At 54.8% G+C, this 16,058-nt stretch carries 17 protein-coding genes; 5 read left to right on the top strand and 12 right to left on the bottom strand.

Annotated features, from left to right (window positions below; all coding sequences use genetic code 11):
* Positions 1-29: 29 nt before the first annotated feature.
* The 4 genes from V5P19_RS05955 to V5P19_RS05940 form a co-directional block, all read right to left on the bottom strand.
* Positions 30-2,414 carry a glucose/quinate/shikimate family membrane-bound PQQ-dependent dehydrogenase gene (locus V5P19_RS05955; protein ID WP_334401050.1) on the bottom strand — a complete coding sequence of 795 codons (2,385 nt, stop codon included), beginning with the start codon at positions 2,412-2,414 and terminating at the stop codon, positions 30-32.
* A gap of 287 nt (positions 2,415-2,701) precedes the next feature.
* Positions 2,702-3,625 carry a LysR substrate-binding domain-containing protein gene (locus V5P19_RS05950; protein ID WP_334401049.1) on the bottom strand — a complete coding sequence of 308 codons (924 nt, stop codon included), beginning with the start codon at positions 3,623-3,625 and terminating at the stop codon, positions 2,702-2,704.
* 185 nt (positions 3,626-3,810) lie between these two features.
* Positions 3,811-4,695: an SDR family oxidoreductase gene (locus V5P19_RS05945; protein WP_334401047.1), complete on the bottom strand. Its 885-nt coding sequence runs from the start codon at positions 4,693-4,695 to the stop codon at positions 3,811-3,813.
* 67 nt (positions 4,696-4,762) lie between these two features.
* Positions 4,763-5,152 carry a YdeI family stress tolerance OB fold protein gene (locus V5P19_RS05940; RefSeq protein ID WP_334401045.1) on the bottom strand — a complete coding sequence of 130 codons (390 nt, stop codon included), beginning with the start codon at positions 5,150-5,152 and terminating at the stop codon, positions 4,763-4,765.
* A gap of 138 nt (positions 5,153-5,290) precedes the next feature.
* Here V5P19_RS05940 and V5P19_RS05935 point away from each other — a divergent pair, with 138 nt between their 5' ends.
* From V5P19_RS05935 to V5P19_RS05920, 4 genes are read left to right on the top strand one after another with little or no spacing between them, the layout of a single operon-like run.
* Positions 5,291-5,794: a hypothetical protein gene (locus V5P19_RS05935; RefSeq protein WP_334401043.1), complete on the top strand. Its 504-nt coding sequence runs from the start codon at positions 5,291-5,293 to the stop codon at positions 5,792-5,794.
* A 9-nt stretch (positions 5,795-5,803) separates the two neighbouring features.
* Positions 5,804-6,250, top strand: a complete 447-nt coding sequence (locus V5P19_RS05930) for a YetF domain-containing protein (protein ID WP_334401041.1) — start codon at positions 5,804-5,806, stop codon at positions 6,248-6,250.
* Between the two features lie 11 nt (positions 6,251-6,261).
* Positions 6,262-6,762, top strand: coding sequence for a 2-oxo-tetronate isomerase (locus tag V5P19_RS05925; RefSeq protein WP_334401039.1), 501 nt, complete (start codon positions 6,262-6,264; stop codon positions 6,760-6,762).
* A gap of 24 nt (positions 6,763-6,786) precedes the next feature.
* Positions 6,787-7,773 carry an SDR family oxidoreductase gene (locus V5P19_RS05920; protein ID WP_334401037.1) on the top strand — a complete coding sequence of 329 codons (987 nt, stop codon included), beginning with the start codon at positions 6,787-6,789 and terminating at the stop codon, positions 7,771-7,773.
* Here V5P19_RS05920 and V5P19_RS05915 read toward each other — a convergent pair whose 3' ends face one another.
* The 8 genes from V5P19_RS05915 to V5P19_RS05880 all read right to left on the bottom strand — a co-directional run bounded on the left by V5P19_RS05915 (position 7,774) and on the right by V5P19_RS05880 (position 14,293).
* Positions 7,774-9,399, bottom strand: coding sequence for an alpha-amylase family protein (locus V5P19_RS05915; protein ID WP_334401035.1), 1,626 nt, complete (start codon positions 9,397-9,399; stop codon positions 7,774-7,776).
* A gap of 8 nt (positions 9,400-9,407) precedes the next feature.
* Positions 9,408-10,418, bottom strand: coding sequence for a cytochrome d ubiquinol oxidase subunit II (gene cydB, locus V5P19_RS05910; protein WP_334401033.1), 1,011 nt, complete (start codon positions 10,416-10,418; stop codon positions 9,408-9,410).
* Complete coding sequence (locus V5P19_RS05905; protein WP_334401031.1) at positions 10,418-11,821, bottom strand: cytochrome ubiquinol oxidase subunit I; 1,404 nt, start codon at positions 11,819-11,821, stop codon at positions 10,418-10,420. The genes cydB and V5P19_RS05905 overlap by 1 nt, the downstream gene beginning before the upstream one ends.
* A gap of 68 nt (positions 11,822-11,889) precedes the next feature.
* Positions 11,890-12,762 (bottom strand): manganese catalase family protein, encoded by an 873-nt coding sequence (locus V5P19_RS05900; RefSeq protein ID WP_334401029.1) that lies wholly within the window; start codon positions 12,760-12,762, stop codon positions 11,890-11,892.
* Between the two features lie 15 nt (positions 12,763-12,777).
* On the bottom strand, positions 12,778-13,284 hold the full coding sequence (locus V5P19_RS05895) for a ferritin-like domain-containing protein (RefSeq protein ID WP_334401027.1): 507 nt from the start codon (positions 13,282-13,284) through the stop codon (positions 12,778-12,780).
* A gap of 25 nt (positions 13,285-13,309) precedes the next feature.
* A complete protein-coding gene (locus tag V5P19_RS05890) occupies positions 13,310-13,513 on the bottom strand; it encodes a hypothetical protein (protein ID WP_334401025.1) in 204 nt (67 codons plus the stop codon).
* 23 nt (positions 13,514-13,536) lie between these two features.
* Positions 13,537-14,031, bottom strand: coding sequence for a ferritin-like domain-containing protein (locus V5P19_RS05885; protein WP_334401023.1), 495 nt, complete (start codon positions 14,029-14,031; stop codon positions 13,537-13,539).
* Positions 14,032-14,107: 76 nt separating this feature from the next.
* On the bottom strand, positions 14,108-14,293 hold the full coding sequence (locus V5P19_RS05880) for a general stress protein (RefSeq protein WP_334401021.1): 186 nt from the start codon (positions 14,291-14,293) through the stop codon (positions 14,108-14,110).
* Positions 14,294-14,702: 409 nt separating this feature from the next.
* Between V5P19_RS05880 and V5P19_RS05875 the strand changes: the two genes are divergently transcribed.
* Positions 14,703-16,046, top strand: a complete 1,344-nt coding sequence (locus V5P19_RS05875; protein WP_334401020.1) for a VOC family protein — start codon at positions 14,703-14,705, stop codon at positions 16,044-16,046.
* Positions 16,047-16,058: the final 12 nt, after the last annotated feature.

Genomic DNA, 16,058 nt, shown 5'->3' with positions numbered 1-16,058 from the left:
AGGGACCCTCAGGTCCCTTTTCTTATGGGTTACTTCTTATCGGGTAACGCGTACGCGATGACGTAGTCGCCACGATCCGGTGACTGACGTGCGCCACCTGCGTTGATGATGATGTACTGTTTACCGGTTTTCGGTGAAACGTAGGTCATCGGTCCGGACTGACTGCCCACCGGCAGACGGTCTTTCCAGATCTCTTTCCCGGTGGCGGTATCAAACGCGCGCAGGTAGAAGTCCTGGGTGCCGGCAAAGAACAGCAGGCCAGACTGCGTAGAGAGCGACGCGCCGAGGGTTGGCATCCCAATAGGGATTGGCATGTGCATGCGAATACCCAGCGGTCCGGTATCTTCTACCGTACCTACCGGAACCTGCCAAACCAGCTTGCCGGATTTCAGGTCAACCGCAGACATGGTACCAAACGGCGGCTTCTGACATGGAATACCCAGCGGTGACAGGAAGCGCTCGCGCATCGCGCCAAACGGCGTACCGTCCATCGGTACAATACCCATCTCAATACCGCTGGCATCTTTCGCCACGTTTGCGCGCGGCACCATGTAGTTTGCCAGGCCCAGACGCATATCGTTAACAAACATCAGGCCATTGTTCGGATCAACCGACACGCTGCCCCAGTTCATCCCGCCGAGTGAGCCAGGGAACTGCAGGGAACGATCCAGACCCGGAGGCGTGAATACGCCCTGATGACGCATCTCTTTAAACTGAATACGGCACAGCAGCAGGTCAACAGGCGTTGCCCCCCACATGTCGGATTCGGTCAGCGTCTGGTTGCCAATCATCGGCATGCCGACGGAATACGGCTGCGTTGGTGAGTAGCGTTCACCCTCAACGTTACCCGCAGGCACAGGACGCTCTTCAACTTTAGCAACAGGCTTACCGGTTTCGCGGTTGAGCATAAAGATCATGCCCTGCTTGCTGGTTTGCACCAGCACCGGCGTGGTGCCGCCTTTACCGTCTGGCAGATCGTACAGCAGCGGCTGTGAAGGCAGGTCGAAGTCCCACAAGTCATGGTGGGTTGTCTGGAAGTGCCAGCGAACCTGGCCGGTCGTGGCGTCAACGGCGACGATTGATGAGCTGTATTTGTCGTCCAGTGCGGTACGTTCACCCGCCCAGAAGTCTGGGGTGGCGTTACCGGTTGGCAGATAAATCAGGTTCAGCTTAGCGTCGTAGGACATTGCAGACCAGACGTTTGGCGTACCGCGCGTGTAGGTCTGGCCTTCCGGCGGCAGGCCGGTCAGGTTCGGATTACCCGGATCCCATGCCCATGCCAGTTTACCGGTATGCACGTCATATGCGCGCACAACGCCTGGCGGTTCGTCGGTGGAGTAGTTATCCGCCACGCGTCCGCCAACGACCACGACATTCCCGGCCACCAGCGGCGTAGAGGTCTGCTGATAGTAGCCAGGTTTGATTTCGCCCATGCCAACGCTCAGGTCAACGGTGCCGTGCTCGCCAAAGTCTTCACAGACCTTACCGTTATCCGCATTGATAGCAATCAGACGCGCATCGGTGGTTGGCAGGAAGAGACGGCGCGAGCAGGCCGCAGGCTGTGCTTCAGCCTGTGACGTTGTCACGTTTGCATGATCTTCAAAATAGCCCAGACCGCGGCAACGCTGCCAGTTTGGCGCAGTTGCTTTCGAGTCGTAACGCCATTTCTCTTTACCGGAGTCGACGTCCAGCGCCAGCACTTTGCTGTATGGCGTACAGACATACAGCGTATCGCCCACCTGCAGCGGGGTATTCTGATCTTCCGCGCCGGAACCGTTGCTCTGAGGGATGTCACCGGTATGGGCAACCCAGGCCACTTTCAGATCGTTAACGTTCTGTTTGTTAATTTGGTCGAGAGCGGCAAAACGATCGCCGTGGGTGGTGTTACCCCAGTGCTCCCAGTTCTTTTGCTGCTCGCCTGGTGCGACCGGCTTGACCGGTACCGCTTCGTTAGAGGCAACCAGCGTTTGCGGCTTAAACATCCAGCCCAGGCTGACCAGCATAGCCACGGCGAGTACCGCTGCTATCCCAAATGCAGGCGTTTTGTGGATCTGCGCATTGCCGTTTGCCGCGCGCAGGAAAGGCCAGACGATGGCACACAGGAACGCCAGTACGGCGAACGTGAACAGGCGCGAGAACAGCGGCCAGAAATCCCAGCCGGCATCGCTCACGGCCCAGAACAGCGAGGCAATAAACGCGAGGCTGTAGAGCACGATGCCGCTGGTGCGGTTGGTGAAAATCAGGACGGCGGCGATCAACATCACTACGCCCATTATCAGGAAGTACCCGCTTCCGCCTACTGTAACGAGCTTGAAACCCAAGCCGCCAACTGCCAGACCGATAAGCGCCATCAGCCCGGCAAGGAGCCACTGCAGGATACGAGGTATCCCGCGCGGCGCGCTGCCAAATGTCATTTCTGTCTCCTTAAATACTCCCGTCCTTTCAGAACTGTGCTGTGCGGCATCTGTACCAAATGGATAACTAAAGACGAGGGTTATGCTGATATTTACGCTCATGAGGCTTCATAAGCGCGAGAATCCACGGTTAACAAATAGCGTGCGAACCATTTGGTGAATTCGCGGCTATGATAGAACTGTTAAATTGTTTTACGCAATTGTTAATGAAAGATTTCGCATTATTTGATTAGAGAAAGACTAAAACCCGTCATATAGACGGGTCCAGGCAAGGCAGTGGAGGCGGATCAGGCAGGCATAGATTTACGAATAGCGCTGAGTAACGTTTGCGCTCCCGTGGAGAGTGGCGTATCAACGCGGGTTAAGATACCGATGGGCTCACCGGCGCCGGGTGAGGTGATCGGCAGTGCGGTGAGCGTTCCCCGGCGTAAATCATCTTTAACCGCACCGGACGGCACGAACCAGACATAATCAAAGTCAACGGTAAGCTGGCGTGAAAGAGAGGCCGACAGGGTTTCGATACAGGCCGACGACAGCGAGCAGCCCTGCATTTGCAGTAACGTTTCGGCATTTTGACGCGGCACTGTCCCTTTGGGTGATACCACTACCGGCCATTCCATGACGCGGCTTAAGGTGACCGTATCCTGTAACAGGGGGTGGTTTGGCCGCACGACCAGCTTTAGTGATTCCAGGAACAGCAGTTCGTAATTAAGCCCGGTCATCAGCTCAGGGTCAGACATCCGCCCGATACCGAGATCCAGTTCGCCCGATTTCAGCCCCGCGAGCAGCATGGTGTTATTCATGGTCGCGACCTGAAGGGTGGTATGCCGCTGATGTTTGTGAAATTGACCCACCACTGCAGGCAAAATGCCTAGCGCCGCCGTAGGCAGAGCGCCTACGCGGACGATCTCGTGGGTGTGCTCTTCTTTACGGTTCAGGGCCTGACCTGCGGTATTCAGCGCGTCCAGGACCTTAACGGCGTGCGTCAGGAACTGCTCGCCTACCAGGGTAAGCTGTGCGCCCATGCGACCGCGATCGAAAAGCCGGGTTCCGGTAAGTTGTTCCAGTTCGTTCAGGGTTTTCGAGAGGGCCGGCTGGCTGAGGTTAAGTGTTTCAGCCGCTCGCCCCAGCGTTCCCTGTTGAGCGACGGCCACAAAAGTATGCAAATGGCGCAAGCGTATGCGCTGACTGAACAGACCATTTTTTTCCATAGCCGATGTTAAAAACAGAGCGAGGCGGGTGACAAGTGAAGTTATTTAATTTTGATAACTTGATAGCAAAATATTATTAACATTTGCTCTATTTAAGTTACATGATGGTGCTGTCAGGGAGAATAAAAGAACGTCCTTGTTCGTTTAGTGCTCAATGATATGATTATCGCGTTATTTTCAGCGCGTTACAGAACCCCATCACCGCCATCAGAACACCAGACCTGGCCTGAGGTAAACGAACATTCGTCCGAGGCCAGCGTCACGTATAAAGGAGCAATCTCGGCAGGCTGGCCGGGACGGCCCAGCGGGGTATCGCCGCCAAACTGCTTAACTTTTTCCATCGGCTGTCCGCCGCTGGATTGCAGGACCGTCCAGTATGGGCCTGGCGCAACCGCGTTAACGCGAATGCCTTTTGGACCCAGCTGTTTCGCCAGGGCCTTCGTAAAGACGACGAGGCAGGCTTTGGTCTGTGCGTAGTCAAGCAGCACCGGGCTCGGTTTTGCCGCCTGAACAGAAGAGGTATTGATGATGGACGCGGGCGCTTTCAGGTGACGAAGCGCCGCTTTCGTTATCCAGAAAGGGGCATAGACGTTTGTTTTAAACGTCGCGTCGAAATCTTCGGTAGTGAGTTCTTCCAGCGTTTCTCGGTATTGCTGACGACCCGCGTTATTGACCAGGATGTCCAGCCCGCCAAGTTGAGAAACGGCCTCTTCTACCAGATTTTGGCAAAAAGCCTCGTCGCGGATATCGCCGGGCAGGGCAACGGCGGCGCGGCCTTCGGCTTTAATCAATGCAATGACGTCTGCCGCATCTTTCTCTTCTTCAGGAAGATAGTTGATGGCGACGTCAGCGCCTTCACGGGCGTAGGCGATCGCCACCGCGCGGCCAATACCTGAATCACCGCCGGTGATCAGGGCTTTCTTGCCCGCCAGCCGGCCATGGCCCCGGTAGCTCTTTTCACCGTGGTCTGGAACGGGCTGCATTTCTGAGGCGAGGCCAGGCGGCGTTTGCGGCTGATCCGGAAACGGGGGTTCTGGGTAAGCGTTCGTACGTTGTTGATTATCACTCATAGCTGACTCCTTAGAGGCCAAGGGGTGAGATTTGGTGGATAGTGACAGCGTTAACGCTTCACTGCGTTTATTTCTGCAGATGGTCGACCCGCACGACGGGTTTCGAGGATTTTTTATCCAGCGAGCCGTTGATACTGATCATGTGGTCTGGTTTGACGGTTCTGTCATCAAAGACGGCTTTGGGGATAATAACGTCAATTTTTCCGGTTTTATCCTGGAACACGTATTTATCGCCGCTGCCATCAATAAGGTTACCGCGTAAGGAGATTGATGCACCATCATGCATCTCTTTCGCCTGGGTAATGGTCATAATACGCGCGTCATCCGTACCGCGATAACCGCTGTCCAACGCATGCGGTGGCGGTGGGGCTTCCCCTTTTTGTAACCCACCGTTATTTTCTGCCCAAGCAGCGGGAACCAGAAATATCAAAAAGGCGGAAATGACTGATAATTTCATCTGATATCCTCAGTTTTGCGTGTCTTGACTTATTAAGTATTGTTGCTATTCCTTTATGTGGCAAATGTGATAAGTCTTAAAAACATTCGTTAGAGATATCATAAATTTCGGTAAATAAGCGAAACGGTGACGGTTAACATGAATCGTAAAAGTGAAAAAGTGCTCGGGATAAATGAAAGTAATCGCTTGCTGAGGTTTGAATACGCGTTTCGTCAGGTCGGTTTTATTGTGTTGTTGGGCGTTATTGTCGCGGCCATTATCGGGCTGTTTTCGAGCGGGGCGATCAGTGACGCCGTAAAAACAAATTCGGCCAAAACGCTGTCGGTCAGCTACGAGCGCTTTGGTCGCCGTGAAACTGAGTTCCCGGTGCAGATTACGTTCCCGGTGAACACCCCCGGGGAATATCTCGTCAGCATGACAACGGCGCGGACCGATGTCTACGACCCCGGGAGCGTCTGGCCACAGCCTGACCGTATGTACAGCCAGGGAAATACGCTCTACTTCATTTATAACAACCTAAAATCTAACGATAAATTCACCGTTAGGCTCTTCTTAACCCCTTCCAGAGCAGGGAAATGGACAAATACGATCGGCGTAAACAGTGAGCCAGAGATTCGATTCTGGCAGTTTATCTATCCCTAGGAGACGAATATGGACATGGTCTTTCGCGCCCTGGCAATTTATCTGTTTCTGATGGTGGTATTCAAAGTGGCCGGCCGACGCGCCTTGCTACAGATGACCAGCTTCGACCTGATCCTGCTGCTAATCATCAGCGAAGCTACGCAGCAGGCATTACTGGGACAAGATTTTTCCGTCACCGGCGCAATGATTACTATTACCACGCTGGTGGTGGTGGATATATTATTTGGCCTGATGAAAAAATATTTCTCACCCGTCGAGAATATTCTGGACGGTACGCCGGTCATTTTGGTGGAAAATGGAATTCCCCTTACGGATAAGCTTAGAAAAGTGGATGTGTCCTGCGATGATATTCTGGTGTCAGCCCGTCAAAATAATGGCATTACGGAGTTGAAGGAAATTAAATACGCTATTCTGGAACGCAATGGGCATATTTCAATCATTCCGTTTGAGAATTAAGAGGCGCCGGTATGAATAATCTTAATCACGATAATCATGAGACCGTTGGCGAGTTGACCAAAAAGCTGGCCGCAAAGCTCACCGATTTAGGGCTTCGCTTAACCACGGCGGAATCCTGCACGGGGGGAAATCTGTCGGTTGCGCTCTGCGCTGAAGAGAATACCGCAGAGTTTTACGACGTGGGAATGGTGGTATTCAGCGATGAGGCAAAAGAGAGGATCCTGGGCGTACGCCCCGAGACCCTTGCGCGTTATACCGCCGTCAGCGAACACACGGTCACCGAAATGGCCGCCCGTATCCGCGATATTGCTCAGGCCGATATCAGTATTGCCATCAGTGGCTACGCCGGACCGGAAGGGGGCGACGACGGCACGGCGGCGGGCACGGTGTGCTTTGGCTGGAATATCCAGGGGCGCACAGAAACGAGCACCGTCCTGTTCTCGGGTGAGTGTCAGGATGTGGTGGAAAAAGCGGTACGGTATGCGCTGGCTGAATTGATCGCGAAACTGTAAGGCTGAAACGAAGACGGAGGTTGTATGGCTGTGATTGTCATTACCGGCGGCACCGCAGGCGTGGGGAAAGCCACGGCGCTGCATTTTGCCAAAGCGGGGTTTGATGTAGGCATAATTGCCCGTGATGAAGAAAGTCTGCACTCCACCGAGGACGAGTTACGCCGTTTTGGGGTGAATGCCTGTGCCGTCCATGCTGACGTGGCGGACAGCAAGGCGATTGTCGATGCCGCTAACGAGATCGCAACCCGCCTCGGGGCTATCGACGTCTGGGTGAATAACGCGATGGCCGCCGTGCTGGCACCGTTTCGCACGATGACGCCAGAGGAGTTTCGTCGCGTTACGGAGGTAACCTATCTGGGCTACGTGAACGGCACCCGAGCCGCACTGGAGCTAATGGTCCCCCGCGATCGCGGCGTCATTATTCAGGTCGGTTCTGCGCTCGCCTATCGCTCCATTCCCCTTCAGTCAGCTTACTGTGGCGCAAAAGCCGCGATCCGCGGATTTTCCGACGCGGTGCGTACCGAGCTGATGCATGAAAACAGCCGGGTTGAGATTTCGATGGTGCAGATGCCGGGCCTCAATACGCCGCAGTTTGAGTGGGCGAGGAATAAATTTGCCTGGGCCATGCGCCCGGTTCCACCCGTCTTTGAGCCTGAGGTTGCCGCCAGCGCGATTTTTAAGGTGGCGCAAAAGCCGGTGCGTGAATTGTGGGTGGGCAGCAGCACCATCCAGTCCATCGTCGGGCAATTCTTCTTCCCGGGCTTTCTTGACCGGCTGGTGGTGAAGAAGGCCTGGGAAGGGCAAATGACCGACAGCCTCAACGCCGAAGACCGTCAGGATTATCTCGATCGGCCGGTTAACGATGTACATAAAATCCATGGCACGTTTTCCGCAGAAGCAAAAAATCGCGCCGCGCGGGTGACCTCAGGCCTGCCGGGTAACGTATTGCTCGGATCGCTCGCCGTCGGCGCGCTGGTGATAGCGCGCCGGTTAATAACCCGCAAAAAGTAATCAGCGCAGCGCGGTACGGTGAGTCCAGAACCAGCGATAGCCGTAACCGCCAAGGCTGAGCTGAAGCGTTTTTCCGCTAAGTCGCGGCTCATCGTAGCGTTTGTCCGCCAGACAGGCTGTCCAGACCGTGTGGCGGATGCCTTTCGCGGTGAACTGAAGCGCCGCGTCGCTGAAGTTGACGAAGGTCAGGATGCTGCGCTCGTCGGTTTCATAATAGATCCCCAGAACCGCATCATTATCCACAGTGATGAGGCGAAACGGTGCCGCTGCAATTTCAGGAAACTCTGAGCGGGTGTTGGCAATGTCGATAATCCGGTGCAGAAGCGAGTTGCGGTGCAGGAGCGAATCTGCCACGTTGATTTTTTGATAGCGGTACGGGCCGCGGTCAATGATGGGCGCGATGAAGCTTTCAGGGTCAGCCGCAGAAAATCCGCCCCCCTTCGAGCCTGCCCACTGCATCGGCGTGCGCACGGCATAGCGCTCCTCCAGCGCGAGATCGTCCCCCATACCAATCTCATCGCCATAGCGCATCACCGGCACGCCGGGTAGGGAGAAGAGTACGGCGTGACAGAAGGCCAGCCGCTTTTGATCGCCCTCCAGCATTGGTGCCAGACGACGCCGGATACCGCGCTGGTAAACGTACATCTCTTCATCTGGGGCAAAGGCGTCGAGCACGGACCGTTTGGCTTCTTTGCCAATCCCCTCCAGATCCAGCTCGTCATGGTTACGCAGCCAGTTAGCGAAGCAGCAGGAATCGGGCGGCACTATCATTTTCTTCACCGCGTTGCGCAGCGGGCGGGCGCTTTTTTCGGCCAGGCTGACGTAGAAGTATTTGTTGAGCCAGAAGTTCAGCACCAGGTTCAGGCGATCGTTCTTCCCGAAGTAGTCCTGGTAGATCTCCACGTCTACGTCGACTTCACCGAGCAGGATTGCATTCGGATTATGCCGTTCAACGAGATGACGCAAATGCTCAAGGATCCACAGCCCCTGTTTCTCATTGCCGCGCCCGGCCTGTTTGGTCAGGTGCGTGGCCGCATCCAGACGAAAGCCCGACACGCCAAGCTTAAGCCAGAAAATAATGATGTTCTCAATCTCTTTAATCACCGCAGGCGAGGCGAGATTCAGGTCGGGTTCATGGCGATAAAACATATGGCGGTAGTATTGCTGGGCCTCGTCGTCCCACGACCAGATGCTTTTTTCCACGCCGGGAAACATAGGGGGCGTATCGTCATCGTCGTTATCGGACCACAGGTAATAGTCACGAAAAGGCGACGACGGATTGCGGCGCGCCCGTTGAAACCACGGGTGTGCGTCCGACGTATGCTGGATCAGCAGCTCGACGATCACCTGCATGCCCAATTCACGCGCCTGTTGAATAAACGCGATGATGTCCGCCAGGTTTCCAAAGCGAGGATCGACCTGCATATGGTCGCTGACGTCGTAACCTTCATCGCGGAAAGGCGTCAGATAAAATGGGGTGATCCAGATAACCGTCGCCCCCAACCGGCGGATATAGCGCAGCTTCGCGCGTATACCAGCGATATCCCCGCATCCATCACCGTTGAGATCGTAAAACAAAGCCGTATCAATCTGATAAATAATGGCTCGCGTATGCCAGTCTGCCATAGAGCTCCTCAGTGATAGCCTTCCGTATCAGACACTTTTCCCCGGAACACATAGTAGCTCCAGGCGGTGTACACCAGAATCACAGGAATAATCAGCAGCGTGCCGACCAGCATAAACAGCTGGCTCGCCGGAGGCGCTGCGGCCTCCCACAAGGTAATGCGCGGGGGAATGATGTGGGGCCAAAGGCTAATGCCCAGCCCGCTAAAGCCGAGGAAGATAAGCCCGAGCGTCAGCAGGAACGGACGCGTGTGGCTGGCTGGATTCCGCGTTAATCGCCAGATCCACAGGCTAAAGAGGCCTACCAGCAGCGGCACCGGCAGGAACCAGAAGAAGTTCGGCAGCGTAAACCAGCGTTCGGCGACGTACTGCCACCCGAGGGGTGTCCAGATGCTCACCACCGCAATGACGCCCATCAGCGCCAGAAGCACGCTGCGGGTAAGCTCGCGCATGTGGTTTTGCAGCGACCCTTCGCTTTTCATGATAAGCCAGGTGGTGGCCAGCAGGGTGTAGGCCACCATCAGACCGAATCCACAAAACAGATTAAACGGCGTAAGCCAGTCGAGAGAGGAACCCACAAAGCGGCGACCCTCCACGTCGAACCCGTTAATCATCGCCCCGACCACAATCCCCTGGCTGAAGGTCGCGAGAAACGAGCCACCGGCGAAGGCGTAATCCCAGAACGTGCGGTGCGATGGCGTGGCCTTAAACCGAAATTCAAATGCCACGCCGCGAAAGATGAGCCCCATCAGCATGGCGGTGAGGGGGATCGTCAGGGCATCGATAATCACCGCATAGGCCAGCGGAAAGGCGCCGAAAAGACCTGCGCCCCCGAGCACCAGCCAGGTCTCATTTCCGTCCCATACGGGCGCGACGCTGTTGACCATCACGTCGCGCTCTTTGGCGTCCTTCACAAAGCTGAACAGCATCCCAATGCCAAGATCGAATCCATCCATAATGATGTACATCAGCGTGGCAAAGACGATGATGGCAAACCAGATTACCGGGATATCGATGCCCATCAGGTTCTCTCCTGTTCCGGAACGGACTCAGCGGCAGACAGCGGACGGGCAGGGGTGCCCGACGTGTCGGAGGTGAGCCTGGCGACTGGCTGTGGCCCTTTCTTAATGAGCCGGGCGAGGTAGACATAGCCCACGCCAAACACCGAGCAATAAACCACCAGGAAAGCCGCCAGGCTAATGCTCATCTGCAGTGTGCTGTGCAGGGATACGGCGTCAATGGTGCGCAGGTAACCGTACACAACCCAGGGCTGACGACCCACCTCCGTGGTCACCCAGCCCGCCAGCAGCGCCAGCAGCCCGGCGGGCCCCATACACAGGGCAAACCAGTGGAACGGACGTGAGTGGTAGAGCCGATGGCGATAGCGTAGCCAGACGCTAAGCGCGCCGAGCGCAATCATCAGCAACCCCATCCCCACCATGATGCGAAACGACCAGAAAACAATCAGCGAATTCGGACGATCTTCTTTCGGGAAATCTTTCAGCGCGGGCACCTGCTTATCAAGGCTGTGGGTGAGGATCAGGCTGCCGAGGGCGGGGATCTCAAGCCCGTATTTTGTGCGCTCTTCCTCCATATCCGGCACGCCAAACAGCAGCAGCGGCGTGGCTTCTCCGGGGCGGTTCTCCCAGTGTCCTTCAATGGCGGCAATTTTTGCAGGTTGATGCTCAAGCGTATTCAGTCCGTGCATATCGCCCACCACGGCCTGAATGGGGGCAACCAGCAGCGCCATCCACATCGCCATGGAGAACATTTTACGCACGGCAGGCGTGTCGTTACCGCGCAGAAGATGCCAGGCACCCGATGCGCCAACAAACAGTGCGCTACTTAAAAACGCCGCGATAGACATGTGGATCAGGCGGTAGGGGAAGGAGGGATTAAAAATAATCGCCAGCCAGTCTTCGGGTATCACCTGACCGTTTTGAATGCTGAAGCCTTGCGGCGTGTGCATCCAGCTGTTAGAGGCGAGGATCCAGAACGTGGACATCAGCGTGCCCAGCGCGACCATACAGGTGGCAAAAAAATGCAGGCCAGGGCCGACCTTGTTCCACCCAAACAGCATCACGCCCAAAAAACCGGCCTCGAGGAAGAATGCGGTTAGCACTTCATAGGTCAGCAGTGGGCCGGTAATGCTGCCCGCAAACTGGGAAAATCCGCTCCAGTTGGTACCGAACTGATAGGCCATCACCAGGCCGGAAACCACCCCCATCCCAAAGTTAACGGCGAAGATTTTGAGCCAGAAATGGTACAGCGAGCGCCAGACGTCATTTTTGGTTCGTAGCCACATGCCTTCGAGCACCACAAGATAGCTTGCGAGGCCTATGGTAATTGCCGGAAAAAGGATGTGAAAGGAGACGGTGAACGCGAACTGAATCCTGGCCAGATGAAACGCATCGAGTTCGAACATGGGCCGTACCTCAGGAACGGATGGCGCAAAAGCATTGCCGGGCAGCATTCACTGCCCGGCAAAACCGATTACGGTTTTTTCTTTCCGGCACCCAGTTCGGCACCGGTCAGCGGGTCAGATTTGGGATCGGACTTCGTGCGGGCAGACATCGCCTTAATAAGCGTTGCCTGTTCAGTCGTGAGCGTCACGCTGGCACTGCCATCTCCACCGTCTACCGCAGGCTGGGGGGACTCCACATAGTCGAAGTGTTTGTCACTGTTCCAGCTGCCGCGAACTTCACCGCCTTCAGACATATTGTAGTACTTGTTTGTGTACTCCTCGATGGGTGGTAATTTGCCTGGTGGGAAATTATTGCGAATCGACTGTAACGCTTTCTCAAACGAGAGCTGATGCGCCGCTTCTCGGGTCATCAAAAACGCCAGGGCATCTTTCACACCGGGATCGTCGGTAACGTTGATAAGGCGTTCATAAATGATCTTCGCTCTCGCCTCGGCCGCCACGTTGGAGCGCAGATCGGCCGTCGGTTCACCGATGGTATCGACATATGCCGCGGTCCAGGGCACGCCAGCAGAGTTAGTGAGCGGCGTGCCGCCGCCATAGAGCAGGGACGTGATATGGCTGTCGTTGCCATTTTCAGTCATGGACCGATACAGCTCTGCCTCACTTTCTACCCCTTCTGCCAGCTCACCCTTAGCTCCCTTGTTCAGCATCCCGACCAGGGTGCCGATAATTTCGAGGTGGCTTAACTCTTCGGTAGCAATATCCATCAGCATATCTTTACGACCGGGATCGTCGTCGCTTAACCCTTGGGTAAAATAGCGACAGGCGGCGGCAAGCTCGCCCTGCGGCCCGCCAAACTGCTCTAAAAGAAGATTGGCAAGGCCGGGGTTGGGTTCGGCAACGCGTACCGTGTATTGCAACTGCTTAACGTGTCGGAACACAGTCGCTCTCCCTGGTTATTTTTTCGCTTCCACGCCGTCCGCGTCTGACCGCAGCAGGAACTGCTCCGTGGTTTGAGGGATGTGGTTAATCAGCCAGTCGGCCATCTCACGCTCTTCCGCCAGGATTGCCTCAATGGCTGGGACTGAAGCCGTGTCGCCCGCTTTTTTAGCAGCCGCCAGCAGCGAGGTGTAGCAGGCAATCTCAAACTGCTCGAAAACGTAGCCGCTGATAGCGCCTTTGACGATTTCATCAGAAGGGAACATGCCGCCAATGGACTGGCCGAGGGCGGCCATTTTGCTCATGGAATCTTTTAAGACCGAACGGGAAATATCGTTACGATCGAGGATCTCATCCAGCACCGTAATTTGCCGTTTTGTTTCACTGAGATGCTGTTCAATACGGGAACGGACGTCGGGATAATTATCGATACGGCTGGTCATGGACTCCAGCATAGATTCCGCTTGCTTTTCCATCGCATGGGCATCGCGTAGCCAGTCATGATAGTGTTCTACGTGATTCATAATAATATCCTCAGCAGTGGCTAGGTTATTTGGTCTCACTTTCAGCAGCTTGGTCAGCACGTGCGGCAGTATAGCCGGATAAATGGCCGACTATATTGGCATAAATACTGATAATAATGACCCATAACACGCTGTTCTTCCACCATATTAAAGACGGTATGGCGAGGAATAACCATATTATGGCTGCCGCTAAATGGCACCGTTTAATAGTCCTGGGACTGATGCTCATTTTATTTAACCTGCGTTATAGCGTCATTTCTGCGCTTTTTGGTTAATATTTCCTACGGCCAACTCGGTGAGTTTAAGATCGGTCTCTTTCTCTTCTTCAAGCGTTTCGGCAAGAAGTTTAACGGCTTTTTTGTACCCCAGTTGTTCAGCTAATGTGGCAAGCGTGCCGTAGCTGGCAATTTCGTAGTGCTCTACTTTTTGTGCCGCTGCAATTAATGCTGCATCACGTACTTCATTTTTCTCAGTGCTTTCAATGACCTCATTGGCTTCTTCGATAAGCCCTTCCATCGCCACGCATTTCATTCTCTTGATTTTAAGGCCCTGTTCCTGTTCCACGATCTGATCGATACGCTCAATCTGACCGTGAGTCTCTTCCAAATGGGCTTTAAACGCGGCGCTGAGCTTCTCGCTGTACGCTTCACGTGAGAGTTTGCTAAGTGCTCGGGTAAGTTGTTTCTCGGCGCTGTAAGTATCTGAGAGGAGATGAATAAAGACATCTTCGATACTTTTCATATTCATATTTATGCTCCGGTATAATCGTTAGGGAACTGCGAGCCTGACGGCCCGCAGCTTGCTCTCTGGGTATTAAGTAAGATCAGGAATTATCAGATTTACGGCCTCCGCCGTGACTATTCTGTCCACCTTTCTTACCTGCTTCAGACGCGCGTTGCGGATCGTTTTTAAAATTCCCACCGCTTTGCTGGCCGCCTTTACGTCCAGCTTCTGATGCTTTATTGCGGTCTTCAGCGAAATTACCGGAACCACCACGATGCTCTGCCATATTAAACCTCATATTAAATATTGGTTATGTCAGTACGATACAGAAGTATTCCGTATCACTCGTCGTTCGATTAATAACTCTAGTCGCTGAAAGTGATGCGTCAAACGCAACATGATTGATGTGAGGAATATCAGCTTGGATTAACGCTTCGCTTGCCAATTTTATATTTGATTGGCAATGTGTAACCTGCTGTGTTAGCGCGGGTAATTCCAGAGGCGTATATTCTGGAAATAAAAAATGTAAAAGAATCCGAATTTGAAAGAAAAAAGGTGGATTTGTGCTGGCCTTCATCAAGCTGGCGGACACGCTTTGAGCATCGGTGTCTTAAGATCACAAATCGTAAATTCTTCCCGCCGCAAGGAACGGGCTTCTCTACACTCCAGGTAATATTCACTGGAGGCATGACATCATGGCGAACACCATCACGGCTGATGATATTCGGGAACTCTTTTCGCAGGCTATGTCGGCGATGTACCAGCAGGAAGTTCCGCAGTACGGCACCTTGCTTGAGCTGGTGGCGGACGTAAACCTGGCGGTTCTGGAAAATAACCCGCTTTTACATGAACAACTGGCGAACGCCGATGAGCTTGCGCGCCTGAACGTCGAACGCCACGGCGCTATACGCGTTGGCACGGCGCAAGAGCTTTCCACCCTGCGCCGTATGTTTGCCATTATGGGGATGTACCCGGTCAGCTATTACGATCTCTCGCAGGCGGGGGTTCCCGTCCACTCAACGGCGTTTCGTCCGGTTGAGGATGCGGCGCTGTGCCGTAATCCATTTCGCATTTTTACCTCATTGCTGCGCCTTGAGCTGATTGAAAACGCGGCCCTACGGGAGCGGGCGGCGACGATCCTCTCGCAGCGCAACATCTTTACGCCGCGCTGCCTGGAACTTATTGACCAGCATGAAGCGGCAGGGCACTTTACCGACCCGCAGGCGCGCGAGTTTGTTAAAGAAGCCATAGAGACCTTCCGCTGGCATCGGCATGCCACGGTTGACCAGGAAACCTATCTGGCGCTGAGCCACGAGCACCGGCTGATCGCAGATGTGGTCTGCTTCCCTGGCTGTCACATTAATCACCTTACGCCGCGCACGCTGGACATTGACCGGGTGCAGGAGCTCATGCCGAAGTACGGTATCGAGCCGAAAATACTGATTGAAGGACCGCCGCGTCGTGACGTGCCGGTGTTACTGCGTCAAACCAGCTTTAAAGCGCTGGAGGAGCCGGTACTGTTCGCCGGGGAACATAAAGGCACTCACACCGCCCGCTTCGGCGAAATTGAACAGCGCGGCGTTGCGCTTACGCCAAAGGGGCGCGCGCTGTATGACAGCCTGCTCGGGCAGGCCGGGACCGGCAAAGACAACCTGATTCACCAGCTGCATTTGCAGGAGGTGTTTAGCGCGTTTCCTGACAGCGAACTGCTGATGCGTCGTCAGGCGCTGGCCTATTTCCGCTACCGGTTGACGCCTGCGGGGGAAGCGCATCGTCACGCGTTTCGACCGGGAGACGATCCGCAGCCCTTGATCGAACGCGGATGGGTCGTCGCCCAGCCGATCACCTACGAAGACTTTCTGCCCGTCAGCGCAGCGGGGATTTTCCAGTCTAATCTAGGCAATGAAACCCAGGCGCGCAGCCACGGCAATGCCAGCCGCGATGCGTTCGAGGCAGCACTGGGAAGCAACGTTTACGATGAGTTCACCCTCTATCAGGAGGCGGAAACGCGCAGCAAACAGCGTTGCGGTTTGCTCTAAAACCGTTAATCT

The organism is Enterobacter sp. UNJFSC 003 (assembly GCF_036903355.1).
In the GTDB taxonomy this organism is placed as follows: domain Bacteria; phylum Pseudomonadota; class Gammaproteobacteria; order Enterobacterales; family Enterobacteriaceae; genus Enterobacter.
Note: the sequence above shows the minus strand (reverse complement) of the source record. Positions and strands in the feature narration are given on the sequence as shown.

What these genes read in the sequence shown, in the direction of transcription:
- V5P19_RS05920 (WP_334401037.1), top strand. Translation starts at nt 6,787, where the DNA reads ATGGCTGTGATTGTCATTACCGGCGGCACCGCAGGCGTGGGGAAAGCC.
- V5P19_RS05880 (WP_334401021.1), bottom strand. Translation starts at nt 14,293, where the DNA reads ATGGCAGAGCATCGTGGTGGTTCCGGTAATTTCGCTGAAGACCGCAAT.
- V5P19_RS05875 (WP_334401020.1), top strand. Translation starts at nt 14,703, where the DNA reads ATGGCGAACACCATCACGGCTGATGATATTCGGGAACTCTTTTCGCAG.
- V5P19_RS05915 (WP_334401035.1), bottom strand. Translation starts at nt 9,399, where the DNA reads ATGGCAGACTGGCATACGCGAGCCATTATTTATCAGATTGATACGGCT.
- V5P19_RS05950 (WP_334401049.1), bottom strand. Translation starts at nt 3,625, where the DNA reads ATGGAAAAAAATGGTCTGTTCAGTCAGCGCATACGCTTGCGCCATTTG.
- cydB (WP_334401033.1), bottom strand. Translation starts at nt 10,418, where the DNA reads ATGGGCATCGATATCCCGGTAATCTGGTTTGCCATCATCGTCTTTGCC.
- V5P19_RS05895 (WP_334401027.1), bottom strand. Translation starts at nt 13,284, where the DNA reads ATGAATCACGTAGAACACTATCATGACTGGCTACGCGATGCCCATGCG.
- V5P19_RS05935 (WP_334401043.1), top strand. Translation starts at nt 5,291, where the DNA reads ATGAATCGTAAAAGTGAAAAAGTGCTCGGGATAAATGAAAGTAATCGC.
- V5P19_RS05930 (WP_334401041.1), top strand. Translation starts at nt 5,804, where the DNA reads ATGGACATGGTCTTTCGCGCCCTGGCAATTTATCTGTTTCTGATGGTG.
- V5P19_RS05945 (WP_334401047.1), bottom strand. Translation starts at nt 4,695, where the DNA reads ATGAGTGATAATCAACAACGTACGAACGCTTACCCAGAACCCCCGTTT.
- V5P19_RS05885 (WP_334401023.1), bottom strand. Translation starts at nt 14,031, where the DNA reads ATGAATATGAAAAGTATCGAAGATGTCTTTATTCATCTCCTCTCAGAT.
- V5P19_RS05925 (WP_334401039.1), top strand. Translation starts at nt 6,262, where the DNA reads ATGAATAATCTTAATCACGATAATCATGAGACCGTTGGCGAGTTGACC.
- V5P19_RS05890 (WP_334401025.1), bottom strand. Translation starts at nt 13,513, where the DNA reads ATGAGCATCAGTCCCAGGACTATTAAACGGTGCCATTTAGCGGCAGCC.
- V5P19_RS05940 (WP_334401045.1), bottom strand. Translation starts at nt 5,152, where the DNA reads ATGAAATTATCAGTCATTTCCGCCTTTTTGATATTTCTGGTTCCCGCT.
- V5P19_RS05955 (WP_334401050.1), bottom strand. Translation starts at nt 2,414, where the DNA reads ATGACATTTGGCAGCGCGCCGCGCGGGATACCTCGTATCCTGCAGTGG.
- V5P19_RS05905 (WP_334401031.1), bottom strand. Translation starts at nt 11,821, where the DNA reads ATGTTCGAACTCGATGCGTTTCATCTGGCCAGGATTCAGTTCGCGTTC.